Origin of the sequence: Janthinobacterium sp. EB271-G4-7A (assembly GCF_020858075.1) — a bacterium.
Taxonomy (GTDB): domain Bacteria; phylum Pseudomonadota; class Gammaproteobacteria; order Burkholderiales; family Burkholderiaceae_D; genus Janthinobacterium; species Janthinobacterium lividum.
Genome location: NZ_JACYMI010000001.1, coordinates 2828147 through 2843914 on the forward strand (window position 1 = coordinate 2828147; position 15768 = coordinate 2843914).

Annotated in this window: 14 protein-coding genes; 8 read left to right on the plus strand and 6 right to left on the minus strand. The window is 58.8% G+C overall.

The window, feature by feature from the left end:
- Positions 1-66: 66 nt before the first annotated feature.
- Together IGS58_RS12805 and IGS58_RS12810 are read right to left on the minus strand one after the other, a co-directional pair.
- Positions 67-1065 carry an acetoacetate decarboxylase (ADC) gene (locus IGS58_RS12805; RefSeq protein ID WP_230521590.1) on the minus strand — a complete coding sequence of 333 codons (999 nt, stop codon included), beginning with the start codon at positions 1063-1065 and terminating at the stop codon, positions 67-69.
- Positions 1066-1103: 38 nt separating this feature from the next.
- Positions 1104-2345 carry an NADH:flavin oxidoreductase/NADH oxidase family protein gene (locus tag IGS58_RS12810; RefSeq protein ID WP_230521591.1) on the minus strand — a complete coding sequence of 414 codons (1242 nt, stop codon included), beginning with the start codon at positions 2343-2345 and terminating at the stop codon, positions 1104-1106.
- 235 nt (positions 2346-2580) lie between these two features.
- Between IGS58_RS12810 and IGS58_RS12815 the strand changes: the two genes are divergently transcribed.
- Both IGS58_RS12815 and IGS58_RS12820 read left to right on the plus strand, forming a co-directional pair.
- The gene (locus IGS58_RS12815) at positions 2581-3366 is read left to right on the plus strand and encodes a type 1 glutamine amidotransferase domain-containing protein (protein ID WP_230521592.1); all 786 of its coding nucleotides are present in this window, start codon (positions 2581-2583) and stop codon (positions 3364-3366) included.
- 19 nt (positions 3367-3385) lie between these two features.
- Entirely contained in the window at positions 3386-3799 is a 414-nt protein-coding gene (locus IGS58_RS12820; RefSeq protein ID WP_070257611.1) for a MerR family transcriptional regulator, read from the plus strand.
- An 18-nt stretch (positions 3800-3817) separates the two neighbouring features.
- Here IGS58_RS12820 and IGS58_RS12825 read toward each other — a convergent pair whose 3' ends face one another.
- The gene (locus tag IGS58_RS12825; RefSeq protein WP_230521593.1) at positions 3818-4312 is read right to left on the minus strand and encodes a MarR family winged helix-turn-helix transcriptional regulator; all 495 of its coding nucleotides are present in this window, start codon (positions 4310-4312) and stop codon (positions 3818-3820) included.
- On the minus strand, positions 4305-5636 hold the full coding sequence (locus IGS58_RS12830) for a S41 family peptidase (protein ID WP_230521594.1): 1332 nt from the start codon (positions 5634-5636) through the stop codon (positions 4305-4307). The genes IGS58_RS12825 and IGS58_RS12830 overlap by 8 nt, the downstream gene beginning before the upstream one ends.
- Before the next feature lie 873 nt (positions 5637-6509).
- Between IGS58_RS12830 and IGS58_RS12835 the strand changes: the two genes are divergently transcribed.
- Positions 6510-7574, plus strand: coding sequence for a hypothetical protein (locus IGS58_RS12835; protein ID WP_230521595.1), 1065 nt, complete (start codon positions 6510-6512; stop codon positions 7572-7574).
- Positions 7575-7782: 208 nt separating this feature from the next.
- On the opposite strand, the gene IGS58_RS12840 is transcribed toward IGS58_RS12835, so the two are convergent.
- Positions 7783-8421: an NAD(P)H-binding protein gene (locus tag IGS58_RS12840; RefSeq protein ID WP_230521596.1), complete on the minus strand. Its 639-nt coding sequence runs from the start codon at positions 8419-8421 to the stop codon at positions 7783-7785.
- A gap of 29 nt (positions 8422-8450) precedes the next feature.
- On the opposite strand from IGS58_RS12840, the gene IGS58_RS12845 reads away from it, so the two are divergent.
- From IGS58_RS12845 to IGS58_RS12855, 3 genes are all read left to right on the plus strand, one after another.
- Positions 8451-8672, plus strand: coding sequence for a hypothetical protein (locus tag IGS58_RS12845; RefSeq protein ID WP_139144118.1), 222 nt, complete (start codon positions 8451-8453; stop codon positions 8670-8672).
- A 353-nt stretch (positions 8673-9025) separates the two neighbouring features.
- Positions 9026-10399, plus strand: a complete 1374-nt coding sequence (locus tag IGS58_RS12850; RefSeq protein ID WP_230521597.1) for a chitinase — start codon at positions 9026-9028, stop codon at positions 10397-10399.
- Between the two features lie 241 nt (positions 10400-10640).
- Complete coding sequence (locus IGS58_RS12855) at positions 10641-11063, plus strand: DUF2061 domain-containing protein (RefSeq protein ID WP_230521598.1); 423 nt, start codon at positions 10641-10643, stop codon at positions 11061-11063.
- 18 nt (positions 11064-11081) lie between these two features.
- Here IGS58_RS12855 and IGS58_RS12860 read toward each other — a convergent pair whose 3' ends face one another.
- The gene (locus IGS58_RS12860; RefSeq protein ID WP_230521599.1) at positions 11082-12518 is read right to left on the minus strand and encodes an amidase; all 1437 of its coding nucleotides are present in this window, start codon (positions 12516-12518) and stop codon (positions 11082-11084) included.
- 101 nt (positions 12519-12619) lie between these two features.
- Here IGS58_RS12860 and IGS58_RS12865 point away from each other — a divergent pair, with 101 nt between their 5' ends.
- Both IGS58_RS12865 and IGS58_RS12870 read left to right on the plus strand, forming a co-directional pair.
- A complete protein-coding gene (locus tag IGS58_RS12865; protein WP_230521600.1) occupies positions 12620-13531 on the plus strand; it encodes a LysR family transcriptional regulator in 912 nt (303 codons plus the stop codon).
- A gap of 205 nt (positions 13532-13736) precedes the next feature.
- Complete coding sequence (locus IGS58_RS12870) at positions 13737-15746, plus strand: c-type cytochrome (protein WP_230521601.1); 2010 nt, start codon at positions 13737-13739, stop codon at positions 15744-15746.
- Positions 15747-15768: the final 22 nt, after the last annotated feature.

Consider the following 15768-nt stretch of genomic DNA (forward strand, 5'->3'; position numbering starts at 1 on the left):
TCAACTTATACTGGGAGGGCGGCTATAAAAAAGCACCCGTCAGGATGCTTGCTGCTCATATAAAAATCATTTGTCTGTAGCCAGGGCTTGTAGCGGCTTCGGGGCATACAGTGCATTCTGGAATTCTGGCACGTATTCATATTTCATCATCTTTCCCAGCTTCAATGACTTGATATACCGGGAAAAGCTGCCGTCGCCCAGTTTCAGACTTGCCGATTCCGCGTTCGTGCTCGATGCATGGCTCAGTTGGCGGGAAACGGAATAGCCGTAAGTCAGCTTGCCGGCGCCATCCTTGTTGGTGAAGCTGTTGGTCACCATCTCTGCCTTGTGCGACAGGTCGCCCAGTTTTTTTCCTGTAAAAACAAAATCCAGCTGTCCCGTTGCGCTGTCCGTGACGGCAAAGGAAATGCTTGCGTCAGTTTCTTTTATGTCGATGCCAGTCAGCCACTTGGGCAGGTTGTAGCCAACGACACCACGCACCCTGGCCAGTTCCGTGTTCACGGGCAGCTTGAGCACATAGCCCCAGAAATCATTGGACAGCGATTGGCCCAGCAACGTGAACGGGCCAAAACTGGAGCTGCCGGGCTTGTTGGTCACGATCGCCAATGAAATTTCATTGTAGCTGTCGTTGTCGCAGTATTCGTAGGCGTAGGCCGTCAACGCCACCGCGCCCCGGCCCGGCCACACTTGCAATGGCTGCACTTCTTTCAGTATGTCTTCCGGCATCAGCTCCTTCAAGCGCGCGATGTCGGCCGTAAATACGGCCGTGATCTTGCGGTTCTTGTAATAGAAGTTCGGTGAGTATGAGTCAAAGCCGATGGCGACCTTTTCTTTTTGAATGCCCTGGAACCAGCTCAGGTCTAGTTGCGGCGCTTCCGACGCGATGACCGATAACGGTGGATTCGAGCGAAAGCGGTCATACAAGCCGCCAGCCGCCACCGGCACGTCATGGCCGGCGATATCAATGATGACCTGCGTGTTTGTCGCAGGAATTTCTGCCCGGGACGGGCTCGCGGCGATACTTAGCATCAATGTTGATACTGCCGCGGCAATTGTCATGTTCATTGCTTGCACCTTCACTGTTTGATTTGGGTAAATTCCATTTACAGGCCGCTTGCCGCGAGCCCGTTCATCCTGCGGCGATACTGCCGGTTCCTGACGGCGGTTTCCCATTGCTGCATCGCTAGCGCCAGGGCGGGCGCCACATTGGGCCTTGTTTGCTTGCCCTGACTCAGGCGCCGCAGCTGATACTTCACCATCGCCATATAGCCGATCGACGACAGCACCTTGTTTTTCCAGGTAATGGCCCTGAGCAAGGGGCTTGCCGATTGATCGGAACGCCATGCTTTCGGCAACTGCGGATCGATGGCCAGCGCCGTTCCCATGCCTGCCATGGCAATGCCGCTGTTCAATACTTGCTCGACCACCGGGTAACGGCGTATGCCGCCCGTCACCATGATGGGCATCCGGGCCACGGTGGCGATGTCCTTCGCGAATTCCAGGAAATAGGCTTCGCGGGCCAAGGTGCGGCCGTCGCGGGTCTGGCCATGCATCGCAGGGGCTTCATAACTGCCGCCGGACAATTCAATCAGGTCCACGCCCAGGGTATTGAGCATGGAAACCACATGCTTGGCATCTTCCGAACTGAAGCCGCCTTTCTGGAAATCCGCCGAGTTGAGCTTCACCGCGACGGCAAAGCCTTGGCCCACAGCTTGCCGCACCCCGTTGACAACATCGACCAGCAGCCGCGCCCGGTTTTCGAGCGAGCCGCCCCACCGGTCCCCGCGTTTATTCGTAATAGGGGAGAGGAACTGGCTGAGCAGGTAGCCGTGCGCGGCATGGATTTGCACGCCCGTAAAGCCGAACTGTGCCGCCAGCTTGGCGGTATGGACAAAGCGCTGCTTCACGTCGGCAATATCGGCTTCCGTCATTTCCCGCGGCGCGGAAAATTGCTTTGAAAAGTTGCCCATATCCATAGGCACAGGTGATGGCGCCATGGTTTCCTGTCCCATGGCGGCAGGCATCTGGCGTCCTGGATGGTTGATCTGCATCCAGACCTGCGCCCCGCGCGAACGGGCGGTGCGCGACCACTGCTCGAAGCGGGCGCCAAATTGCTCGGACTCAAGCACCACCCCGCCTGGGCCCGTCATGGCGCGACGGTCGATCATCACGTTTCCCGTAATCATCAAGCCAACACCACCGTCGGCCCACGACTGGTACAGGCGGATCAGCTCGTCCGAAGGAGCGTGGTCCTTGTCGGCCATATTCTCTTCCATGGCGGCTTTGGCCAGGCGGTTGGGAATGACGGTCCCATTGGGCAATGTCAGTGCGGTAAAGGGGTTCATGCTTATCTCCAGGGTTGCGATGGCCTCACGATAAGCTTTAAGCTAACTTGAAGGTCAAGCCCTGAAATGCACTTTTTTTGCCTGTGTCCCGTTCACGACACGGGCTGCAAGAAATGCAGCACCTTGAGACAAGAAAATTCCTGCCACCACCCATCTGCCGCTTGACATTCAAGTTGGCTTTAAGCTTATAGTGGATCACATGACGCAGGCCACGCACCATCAGGAGGACGATCCCATGTCAGCTTTCAAGCAGCTTTTCCTCGCCTTCATGCCGCTCCTGTTTGCGCAGATGGTCGCTGCGGAACCGGCGTCGCCAAAGCGGGAACCGGGCACAGTACTCGTGGTCATGACCAATCATTCCCAGTATCCGAGCAGAAGCGACCATACGGGGCTCTGGCTCACGGAATTGACGCATGTGTATGACGCGCTGAAGGACGCCGGCTTTGGCGTTGACTTCGTCAGCCCGAACGGCGGCGCCGTGCCGCTCGATGAGCGCAGCCTGGGATGGCTGTATATGGATGCGGCGGCCAAAAACCATTTGAAAGATCCCGCTTTCATGGCGGCGCTGGAATCGACACACGCGCCGGCGGACATCGACCCTGCTGCCTATCAGGCTATTTTCTACACGGGCGGCCATGGCACGATGTGGGATTTCAAGGGCAACCAGGAGCTCAAGCGCATTGCCGAGGCGATCTACCGCAACGGCGGCATCGTTTCTTCCGTCTGCCATGGCGCCGCCGGCCTGCTCGATCTGCAAGACGATAACGGCAAGCCGCTGATACAGGGGCGCCGCGTGACGGGATTTTCAAATACGGAGGAATCGCTGGCCGGCATCAAGGAGCAGGTGCCCTATCTGCTGCAAAGCGAGCTCGAGGGCAGGGGAGCGCTGTATGACAAGGGTTTTATCCCGTTTGGCAGCTTTGTCATGACCGATGGCCGCCTCGTCACGGGCCAGAATCCCGGATCGAGCAAGGAAGTGGCGCAAGCGCTGCTCACGGCCCTGCGGAATAACAAACCATAATAAGGGAGCGGCAAAAACGATGAAAATTGGCGAACTGGCCAAGCGCAGCGGCCTAGCGGCATCCACGATACGCTTCTATGAATCCAAGGGCTTGCTGAAAGCCGTGGACCGGCAATCGAACGGCTACCGCGACTATCCTCTGGAAGCGGTGGCGGTACTGTCCATTATCAGCGACGCCCAGCAGGCGGGCTTTTCCCTGGACGAAATCAAGCAAGTCTTGCCGGAGGATATTTCATCATGGAAACATGATGCGCTGATGGTAGCGCTCAAAAAGAAGATCGTCGATATCGAGTCCCTGGAAGTACGCCTGGCGCAGAACAAGGCGCATCTTTTGTCGCTGATTCAACTGATCGATGCCAGACCCGAGGATATCGATTGCAAGGATAATGCGGCCAGGGTGATGGAAAGCATGGGGATAGTCAGTAAAAAATGAATACAAAACTGGTTTGCATCAGGTAAAACGCGCCGGGGAATGGATGCGCTTGTCCAGCGGCCTCTCGTTGAGCGCATCGGCGGCCCGATCCACGAATTGCCTGACATCCCCCACCTCCGCAAACAAGCCGGCATAGGCCGCCCGGATCAGCACCGTGCACTGCTCGAATTTCGCGAGCTGCGACAAGCCTTCATCCGTGGGCATGAATATCCGTCGCCGGGCATCATTGTCATCGTTCCGATACTGTATGAGGCCCAGGCGGAGCAGCTTTGGTATCTTTTGCATGACTAGCTGGTGCGAATGTCCGAGTTCGCGCGCCAGATCCGCGGCGGAGGCCGTGCCGAGCGTTGCAAGAACAGTCATCAGCGAACACGAACGGACCGGGATGACGATCCCCATCGTATCGAAGACGGCCTTGGATTGCTCAGCGATCAGGACGCTCAGCCGTTCGACCGCGCGGCCGAGAAACACGGCGTCATCGATCGCGGCCGGTTGAGGTGTCTCCTTAGTCAAGGCGCTTGTACCTCTGGATGCTGCCGTCCATGTTCACGCGTTCCAGCGCCGTCACTTTTCCGCGCGAAACATCCAAGCGGTATCGAAAATCCGACACGCCTTCCACCGCGAACAGGTTGGGACCGATCGGCTCGAGCGCGACCCGAAACCGGTCGCGCCAGATATAGTAGAGCGTGCCATTGTCCAGTATGATCTGGCGGCCTTCATATTTTCCAGCCGCTTTCGCCAACATCCCGGCATCGACGTGCGGGCGCTCAATGGCTGCCGTCAAGCTCGGGAGCAGCCAGGCAAGTTCGGTTCGCCTGGCGTCATCGGTCTTCGCCAGATTTTCAAGCGCCAGCTTGTGCGCCAGAGGCAGCGCGCGTATAGAGGGGCTAGGGATATCGGGTTGCACGCCGGCACCTTCGAAATCGCCATGGTCCACGGGGTCCTGGATCTGGCCGATCGGCACTTGCAAGAAAAAATCGTCGTTGAGCGGCTTGCGCGTAACCGGATGCGCACCGCCTGCGGTCCGCTCCCCGATCAGTGTCGCTCGCCCGAGCTTCTTCATCGCATAGGAAAACCATTCTGCGGAGGAAAACGACGTGGAGCCGGTCAGGATATAGAGCGGCTTGTCCACCATGCGCTTGCCAGGCAGGCCCGGCAGCACCCATTGCCCGCGCTGGATACGCTTGCCATCCTCATTATAATAATAGTCGAAGAGCAGCTGGTCTTTCTCGCTGGAGAAGAAATAGCTCGCCAGGAATTGCGCCATTTCCAGATGTCCGCCATTGTTATAGCGCAAATCGATGATGAGGGCATCCGTATTGCCGACGAAGCGCATAGCGGACGCGGCCGTATCATAGGCAAGTTCCGGATCGGCAAAATAGCTGAAGCGTATATAACCGATATTGCCCTTCAGGCGAGCGACCTCATCGAAACCGAAATTGCTCTCCTCCAGCGTGCTCAATTCTTCTTTTCGTATCTTGGCCTTGAGCGCCGGATTGGCCTTCGCCTTGAATTCGGCGATCCATTTTGCGTCGGCACCCACGAAGAAATGCAGGTCGCCGCTGACTTTGAGGAGATCGTCGGTCAGCTTGCTCGCAAACGCTGCCTTCGTGGTCGCCGCGTCATAATCTCCCTTTTTCAACCGCTCCTGAAGCACCGGCGTAATTTTTCTTGCGATGTCCGGAAACGGGTAGTTCGCATTCAAGGTGCTATCGAGGGAGGCGATGATCGCGCCCTTTTCGTCTCGTGAGATGCCCGGCACCTCGGCAAAAGCGCCCGATGCGCAAACGATGGACAGCGCCGACAGCGCTTGAAGCAGACATGAGTGATAGCGCATTCTAATGTTTCTCCTCGGTGAGACTCAAGAATACAATATATTGCGCAATATGTTGTAGAAAAATAGGCATCATCGATTTGCAGAGACCCCGGTGGTACGGCTGCCTGACAACGCATGCCCCAATGCGGCTTGCGAAGTACTGCGGCAAGGAATTGCAGTACAGGGCGCTGGACCAGAAACGCTACTTCCGCTCCAGGGGCATCGTGGTGCCGGAAGTCGATGTATGGCGGGTGCCGTTTTGTACAAACATGCTGCGCGCTGCGCAGGTCGCATTCCAGGCGCTTTCAGGCCATTGCATGGACGGCTTGCAGACCTGGTGCAACAACAATCTAGGTGTCGTGTACTTGGCGACGGCTCCGGGACTGCCACAGGTGGTGGACGATTGTCCATTCTGACAGTTACTCCACCTTGATTGACGGGGAGGAGGGACGTGACATGGCAAATTTTGATGCTAATTCACTGCGGATACTTGAGCAAATTGAGGACGAATTCCGCAATCAGTACTGGATCATTCGTAACTCTAGGCGGACTAACTGGCGAGCGGTCAACCGGACTAGGATGCTTGGCGATTTCATGTATATGCTTGGAGTGCCGAAATGGGCGGTGCACCAAGCACGATATTGCCTACGATTGCGTGTATGTGAACGATGCTTCAAAGATGAGTTTCGATGCCATTCCTTTTGCAGCAGAGCTGTAAGAGGGGATTTTAATTGTTAAATTACCTACTGTGGGTCCAGCATTGTCCGCTGTCCTAGATTATTTTTTTATTCGGGTTAAGATGATATAGAAAATATAGTTTATGAATGCAAAGCTTAGTCAAAAAATTTAATTCTGCATTTAAAATTGTAAAAATTTACTGTAAAGATGAAATAAATGAAAAGAATGAATCGTGATCCGATTAAATTCGGTGCAATTGAATATTTTTCTAATGTGGCTAGGCAAACAGGGTATCAGCTAAACAATCCCAGTGACATTGCGAAGTTTTCTGATCAAATGTTGTCTTCGCTGAAAAAATCCCAAGAAAGTATGACAATGCTTTATGGGAAGCGTACTGAGGCGATGTTTGCGTATGTTGCAGGAGGTTTAGATAATTGTCGGATGATAAAATCTGAGGATGCTGGTGAAGTATTTATACAAGGGCTTCCTGTCCAAGCTCCTGACTATCGACTAATTCTTAAAGATGGAACAAAGATGTTAGTTGAAGTTAAAAATTTCAGATCAAGAAAAGGTGAGCCATTTTTACTTGCGGCGGAATATTATAAAAAAATAGAGCTTTATGCAGAAATGAATGACATTGATCTGAAAATTGCAATTTATTTTTCAGATTTCAAACGGTGGTGCCTATTGTCTCCAAAATCATTTAAAAGAGTGAAAAAGGGATTGGAAATATCTTTTACAAGCGCACTTGCGAAGAATGAAATGAGTATTTTGGGCGATGCTTATATCTCTACGTTGCCAAGTCTGCGTTTGGAATTGATGACGGCGCCGGAAGAAGCCAATACTTTGGACGGGGACGGTAAGGCGATTATAATTTTCAGAAGCAGTAAAATATATTGCGCTGGGACCGAGCTTCATGCTGAGATTGATCAGCGCATTGCATTCTATTTAATGCGATTTGGAAATTGGCCACAACGTGCCGAAGCTGTTGTCTTGGATGGGAAGTTACATGGGGTGGTTTTTAGTTGTACTACTGATGAACTCTTTGAGGGTCAGCCCTTTGGCCTGATAGGCGAGCTTAGTGGCATGATCAGTTGGGCATTTGCAGAACACACAATTCAAGATGGGCAGGTCATTGCATTAGATGTTACCTATGATCCTGATACATTTTCTCCCAAAATCCCGAGAGAGCATAAAAGCGATCAGCTGCCATTGTGGCAATTTATCGTTCAACCTAACTATGAGTTTGTTGATGTGCCAAATTGCAATATGGTCCGGTAGTAGCTATTAGGGCAAGGTGGGACCTTGTCCTGGTTCGATAGCCAAGAAGTATCGCCTGCTTTGATCTTTCATTTGACATAATATAAATTATGCGAAGTTATGGAGAGATTTGAGAAAACCCCCATTTCGCCAACTCCCCAATCGCAAATGCGATTTCCCCCATCTGCGTGCCGCTGTCGTGGTCGCTGGATACCTTCGCTTGAACACGCTACATGAAGTACGGCTTGTCCCCGTCCGTGTTCGGCTTGTTCACGCCCAGGTTGGCGTGCCGGTGCAGGTCTGGCGTTTCGATGATGCTGGCGATCAGGTCCGCTACGCTCCTGCGCGACACCACGGTGCCTTTGAATGGCGCGTGGCGCGTGGTCAGTTCGTAGTCGACTTCGTCTTCGTCCGTCATCCAGGCTGGGCGCACGATGGTGTATGCCAGGCCCGACGCTTCGATGGCGTCGGCGGCGCGGCGGAATGGTTTCAGGTGTTCTGCCAGCCTGGCGTTGTTCCATGCGCCGAATTTTCCGGGAACTTCATCGTAGATGCCCATCGACAGGACGAAAACCAGGCGCCCGACACTGGATGCCCGCATGGCGGCAATGATGCTGTTGGCCTGGGCTTCCATGTCGTCGCCCACCAGATTGGCGTAGACCAGATCGTGACCGGGTATCGTTTGCCACAGCAATGCCTGGTCCAGCACGTCGCCGGCCAGCACGGTGCCGTTGGCCGGGACTGGCGTAGACAGCTTGCCGGGATTGCGCAACAACAGCGTCAAGGCGATGTCTTCACGGCCCGCCAAGGCGCGGATGACCCACTGCGCCACCTGTCCGCCTGCACCCAGTATCAGTATCTTCTTCATTATTTCCGCTTTCGTCATGGCACGCTGCCATGCAGGAAGTTACAGGTTTTCTTTCAGGAGCGGAACATGGAACCCTTGAAAAAGAGACATTGCCTGATGAGGCGCGCGGGCTTAGCGCCTGGCCTGGTGGTAAGTTATTGCCCGTGGCAAGTATTTCCAATGCCAGCAATATCAATGAAATCAGGCATTTGCCGCCCATTTTGCATGAGAAGTCTCAACACTCGCATACCCCACGCTGGACTGCCGTCTGATGCGGCGCCAGACGGTGGCCTTGACGCAAATGCTGCTGGACCTGTCGCGCGCACCGTACGCCGATTTGCGTCAGGAAACCGCGCCGCCAGACCTTGCCCCGCATGCTCCTCCCTTCCCCGCCCTGCTCCCGGCGACATTCCGGACACCATACCAGCGCACTGGAAAACAGGCACTGGTATGGCCAGTATCGCCCTTATGCCGGGGCAAGGCTGCAACTGGTATTGTGATAATGCGCAAAGAATAAAACCAGTTGACTACCACCTGCAATGCTTGCACTCTGAAAAATCGGACGGTGTCCAGCCGCCCGGCCATACTAAAAACACACAAGGAGATGCAAGTGAACCGGACAGTCATGAATACCCTCATCCTTACCCTCTTCGGCGGCACGCTGGCCGCGTGCGGTGGCGGCGGCGATGGATCCAGCGCAGGCGCGAGCCAGCTTTTGGCAGCCTCGACGGAAGCAGTCGCCTGCTACACGCCGTGGAACAGCGGCACCGCCTACAACGGCGGCGGCCAGGCCAGCTACAACAACGTCAATTACACGGCCAACTGGTGGACGCAAGGCAATAATCCTTCGACCAGCAGCGGCGGCGCCGGCAGCGGCCAGCCCTGGACGGCGGTGGGAGACTGCGGCACGCCGACTCCTACCCCGACGCCGACGCCCACGCCTACCCCAACACCTACCCCAACACCTACGCCGACTCCCACCCCGACACCTACTCCAACGCCGACCCCGACCCCGACCCCGACACCAACGCCTACTCCGACGCCTACGCCCACCGGCCTGGCCAGGCACGCGCTGATCGGCTACTGGCACAACTTCACCAACCCCAGCGGTGCCACGTATCCGATCAGCCAGGTCAGCGATGACTGGGACGTGATCGTCGTCTCCTTCGGCGACAACGCGGGCGGCGGCAATGTCAGCCTGACCATCGATCCGGGCGCGGGCACGGAAGCGCAATTCATTGCCGACGTGGCGGCCAAGCGCGCGAAAGGCAAGAAGGTCATCCTGTCGCTGGGCGGGCAAAACGGTTCCGTTTCCGTCGGCAACACGGCTGAAGCCACCAATTTCACCAACAGCCTGTACGCCATCATCACCAAGTATGGCTTCGATGGCATCGACCTGGACCTGGAAAACGGCGTGGCGCAAGGCGCGGCCATCCAGACCTATCTGCCGATCGCCGTGAAAAACCTGAAAACCAAGGTCGGCAGCAGCTTCTACCTGTCGATGGCGCCGGAATGGGTGTATGTGGAAGGGGGCTACACGAGCTATGGCAGCATCTGGGGAGCCTATATTCCCATCATCAACGCCTTGCGCAGCGAGCTGACGGTGCTGCACCCGCAGTACTACAACAATGGCGACATCTATACGCCGTACGCCACGGGCGCCATCAAGGCTGGCTCGGCCGACCAGCTGGTGGCCACGGCGCGCATGCTGATCGAGGGGTTCAATTATGGCGGCAACACCTTCGCCGGCCTGCGCCCGGACCAGGTGGGCTTTGGCGTGCCATCGGGGCGCAGCTCGGCCGGCTCGGGTTTTACGACGAATGCCGACGTCAGCAACGCCCTGAATTGCCTGACGCGCCTGCTCAACTGCGGCACCATCAAGCCGCTGCAGGCGTATCCGGACTTCCGCGGCGTGATGACCTGGTCGATCAACTGGGACCGCCACGACAACTATAATTTCTCCGTGCCGACGAAGAATGTACTGAAAACCCTGCCGTAACAGCCTTTGCCCGACTGCGCATGGGAGCCTTGCTGCTCACATGCGCAGCACATGCCCTGGCGCAGCATCTCCCTCCCCCGCGCGTGCCTGAAGCCATCCATAATCCAGTAAGGACAATTGATATTTCTCAATCCATAGTCTTAATCTATGGATTCAGTTGAAATATTTTACTTCCTTTTGTAAATGAGAATCGTTACTATCTACATCAAGGATAAGCGAATTCAACAGAGAGGAGCATCCCTTGTTTACAGCCATCAAAACATTCAGCCAGGTCTGCACGCATATGTCGATCGCCTTCGGTCTCGCCTACTTGCTGACGGGATCCCTGGCAATCGGTGGCTTGGCCGCAATCATCGAACCGGTCATTAATGTTGCCCTGCTGCCATGGCACGAAAAAGCCTGGCACGCGATCCGTCGCCGCTACGCCGCCAGCCGCCTGGGCTTTGCCGCCCTGGCGGGAGAAAAACTCAGCCAGACAGCACTGCACATGGGCGTGGCCTTCGGCGTCATGTACTGGGCCACGGGTTCCATGGCCTTTGGCGGCTTGCTGGCCGTGGTCGAGCCGATCTGCAACGTGATCGTCCTGCCCTTCCACGACCGGCTGTGGGAAAAAGTCCGCTTTCGCCTGGAAAGCCGCGGTGCGGCCCGCCTCGCCGCCCTGTAGTCCTCCTTCTTTTCCTTCTTAATTCCCCGCCCACACGGGCGGACGCCGCTGCACCCACGGCACCGCCCGCTCCAGTTGCCCTGCCAGGCGCAGCAGCACGCCATCCCTGGCGTAGCCAGCCATGAACTGCATGCCGATCGGCAAGCCCTCATTTGACATGGACAGCGGCACGGACATGGCTGGCAAGCCCGCCACGTTCGCCAGCGGCGTATAGGGCGAATGCTCGAACAGGCGCGCCGTCCAGCCCAGCCCATCAAGCTGTTCCTCCTTTTCGCCATAGTGCCCCAGCTGCCACGGCAAGTCCGGCATGGTGGGCGTCAGCAAGACGTCGTATTGCTCAAACAATGCGCCGGCCTGGCGCGTGACCGTGTTGCGTACGTCGAGGGCCGCCACGAAATCGACGGCAGAGATCGTCTGTCCATGGCGGTAACAGGCCAGGGTCGCCGCTTCGAGGTTGTCCAGCGACACGGCGCGCCCGCTTTCTTGCGCCAGGGCATCGATCCATAGCACCAGGTTGGCGCACCAGATACTGGCATTGGCATGCACGAACGCTTGCCACGACACGCCCAGCGCGGCTTGCACTTCTTCCACGTGATGGCCCAGGCTTTCCAGCAGGCGCACGGTGGCGTCCAGCGCGGCGTCGATGGCGGGCACGGGATGGGCGCCATTGCAGGCGGCGCGCTGCACGCCGATGCGCAGCTTGCCCGGTGCCGCGCTCACCTGCGACAGCCAGCTGTGGCTGGGCGGACTCGTCAGATACGGCTCGCCCGGCAGTACTCCCTGCACGGCGTCAAGCAAGGCGGCGCTGTCGCGCACCGTGCGGCTCACGCCCAGCTGCACGCCCAGGCCGCTGAAGATCTCGTCCATCGCGGGGCCGTTCGAGACGCGGCCACGGCTCGGTTTCAAGCCGAACAGGCCCGTCGAGGCGGCCGGCACGCGGATGGACCCGGCCGCGTCCGTCGCATGGGCCAGCGGCACGATGCCGGCTGCCACGGCCGCCGCCGCGCCGCCGCTGGAGCCGCCCGCGCTCAATGCCAAATTCCAGGGATTGCGCGTGGCGCCGTACAGCACGGGTTCCGTGGTGGTGGCAAAGGCCATTTCCGGCGTGCTCGTGCGGCCGAACGTCGCCAAGCCGGCGGCGCGAAACTGCGTCATCAGGTGGGAATCGAGCGCGGCGACATGGCCGGCGCCCAGGCGGCTGCCCGCTTCGCTGCGCTGGCCGGCCATGGTGACGGCCACGTCCTTGATCAGGAATGGCACGCCGGCGAACGGCGCTGCGCTGTCGATGGCAGTCAAATCCGCCGGCCACAGCTCGACCACGGCGTTGATCTGCGGGTTGACGGCGGCGCAGGCGCGCATGGCAGCGTCGTGCAATTCGGCGGCCGAGACGGCGCCCTCGCGCAGCAGCTGGGCCAGTCCCAGACCATCAAAGCTTGTATATTCATGGAGTTGCATCAGTTTATTCCTGTAATGGATGAGGAGTGGAGATCACAGGAACTACTGTAGGGCTTGCGCTATCATAGTGAAAATGAATAGTTGATATACAAGGTATAGCCATGAACAATTTGCGTAAGATGGATTCGCACAAACTGGACTTGAACCTGCTGCTGACCCTCAACGCGCTGTTGATTGAACGCAACGTCACGCGGGCGGCTGCGCGGCTGCACCTGAGCCAGCCTTCCGTCAGCGTGCAGCTGGGCAAACTGCGTGCCGCTTTCGACGATCCACTGCTCTTGCCCGGCCCGCGCGGCATGCTGCCCACGGCGCGGGCGCTGGCCCTGTTCGCGCCCTTGCAAGCCGTGCTGGCCCAGCTGGAACAAGTCTTGCAGCCGGAACAGGCGTTCGAGCCAGCCACGGCCGAGGTACGCTGGAACCTGGCGGCGGCCGATGCCACCGAGTATGCGATCTTGCTGCCGATGCTGCCCGCCCTGCGCGCGCAGGCGCCGTTGTCGCGCATGGCCGTCTTCGAAGCCGTGCCGGCGCGCATGGCGCAAGACCTGGAAAGCGGCCAGGTCGACCTGGGTTTCCTGGCGCAGGAAGAAGCGCCACCCGGCTTGCGCCATCGCACCCTGTTCACCGAGCACTATGTGCTGGCGGGCCGCCGCGACCACCCGCTGCTGCAAACGCCGCCCGACCTCGAGCAGTTTTGCGCGCTGGAATTCATCGTCGTCTCGCCCAACGGCGGAGGCTTCCGCAGCAACGTCGATACGGCCCTGGAAACGCTGGGGCGCACGCGCAAGGTGGTGCTGTCCGTGCCGCACTTCCTCATCGTGCCACCCCTGCTGGCCGCTTCCGACATGGTGGCCCTGCTGCCGTCGCGCCTGCTGAAAAACGCGCTGGGCGGCCTGCGCACGTGGGAACCGCCCGTCAGCCTGCCCGACTACGAGATGGCCATGGTCTGGCACGAGCGCATGCACCTTGAGCCGGGCCACCGCTGGCTGCGCGAGCGCATCATGGCCAGCTTGTAAGTTGGCCTACACGATTTTCCAGCGTAAAACACTAGGCAAAATTACCTAGTCGATCGAAAGAAACTCCCAATGTTCGCCGTGGTGACGACTGCGTAAGCTTGCGCGTAATAATAAAGGGTCACCATGAACGCCATTTCCATCCTGCATCGCGGGTCGCACCGTCCTCCTGCTTCCTCCCCCCTCGCTGTTTGGCCGGCTTGCCGCCATGCTCCTGGGCATGCTGGCCTTCTGCGCCGGCGCCTGGGCCGCGCCTGCGCCCGCCGCGTCGGCCGAGCTGATCAAGCGCGGCGAGTATGTTGCCCGACTGGGCGACTGCGTGGCCTGCCACACCAGCCCGAACGGCGCCGCCATGGCCGGCGGCCTGGAGCTCAAGACGCCGTTCGGCACCATTTACAGCACGAATATCACGCCGGACGCCAAGACGGGCCTGGGCACGTATACCTTTGCACAATTCGACCGCGCCATGCGCAAGGGCGTGGCGGCGGACGGGCACAACCTGTATCCGGCCATGCCCTACCCTTCCTACGCGAAGATCACGCCCGACGACATGCAAGCCCTGTACGCCTATTTGCAGCGCGGCGTGGCGCCCGTGGCGCAGAAAAACCGCGAAACGGACATGAAATGGCCGTTCAGCATGCGCTGGGGCCTGTCGCTGTGGAACGCCGTCTTCCTCGACGACGCGCCGTTCAAGCCCGACAGCGCCAAGTCGGCCATGTGGAACCGGGGCAGCTATCTGGCCCAGGGTCTCGGCCATTGCGGCTCTTGCCACACGCCGCGCGGCGTGGTCTTCCAGGAAAAGACCATGGGCCAGGATGGCAGCGGCGGCAAGCACTACCTGTCCGGCTTCACCTTCGACGGCTGGCATGCGGTGAACCTGCGCAGCCTGTGGACACCGGGCGACATCGTGCAATTGCTCAAGACGGGCCGCAACAGTTTCGGCACGGCGGCTGGCAGCATGACGGAAGTCATCACGCACAGCACGCAGTACTTCACGGATGGCGACCTCGATGCGCTGGCGCATTACCTGCACAGTTTGCCCGCCAAGAATGGGGCGGCCGCGCCGCCGAAGAAAACGGCGCCCCTCGTGGCGGCCAGCAACGACGCCCTGTACAACACGCGCGGCGGCCTCGGCTACCTGCAGTTTTGCGCCACCTGCCACCGCCGCGACGGCCGCGGCGTGGAAAACATCTTCCCGCCGCTGGCGCAGAACGACTCGGTGCAGTCGAAGGATGCCACCTCCGTCATCCATATCGCGCTGACGGGCTGGCAGTCGGCCGTCACGCAGCATTCGCCCCGCTCCTTCGGCATGCCCGCGTATGACCGCCTGTCGGACACGGAACTGGCGGAAATCCTCACCTTTGTGCGCGGCAAGTGGGGCAATCAAGGCGCGCCCGTCACGCCTGCGCAGATCGCCAAGGTGCGCAAGGAGCTCAAGCTCAAGGCGCCGGACGCGGGCGGCTTCGTCACGCCCCGCTTCGCCGCCCTGACGGCCGATCCGAATGCCAACCAGCTGATCCATGGCATGCAGCTGATGACGGAAACGCGCGCGCGCCTGCCGCAAAACGTGGGCAACGACCTCAATTGCAGCAGCTGCCACCTGAATGGCGGCACGGTGGCCAACGGTTCGCCCTTCCTCGGCATTTCCGCCTTCTTCCCGTCAGAAGCGCCGCGCGCCGGCAAGATCATCAGCCTGGGCGAGCGCATCAATGGCTGCTTCCGCCGCTCGATGCACGGCAAGCCGCTGCCCGTGGACGGCCCCGATCTGCAGGCGATGGTCGCCTATATCGACTGGATGAAGGGCGCCACGCAGGCGAATGACAAGGTGGCGGGACGCGGCGTGGCGAAGATCGACCGCAATCTGCTGCCCGATCCCGTGCATGGCAAAAAAGTATATGCCGAGCAATGCGCCGTCTGCCATGGCGCAAATGGCGAGGGCATCAAGGGCGCCAATGGCGTAGTAGCCTTCCCGCCGCTGTGGGGCGACCGTTCCTTCAATATCGGTGCCGGCATGGCCCGCACCTACACGGCGGCCGGCTTCGTCAAGGCCAACATGGTGATGGGCCACGGCCAGAAATTCCCGCTGGGGCAAGGCAACCTGTCCGACCAGGATGCCGTCGACGTGGCCGAATATTTTACGCACATGCCGCGCCCGGACTTCCCCGACAAGGTCAAGGATTGGCCGAAGGGCGGCAAGCCCAGGGATGCGCGCTACTGAGGCGCCGTCCAGTGCGGAATCT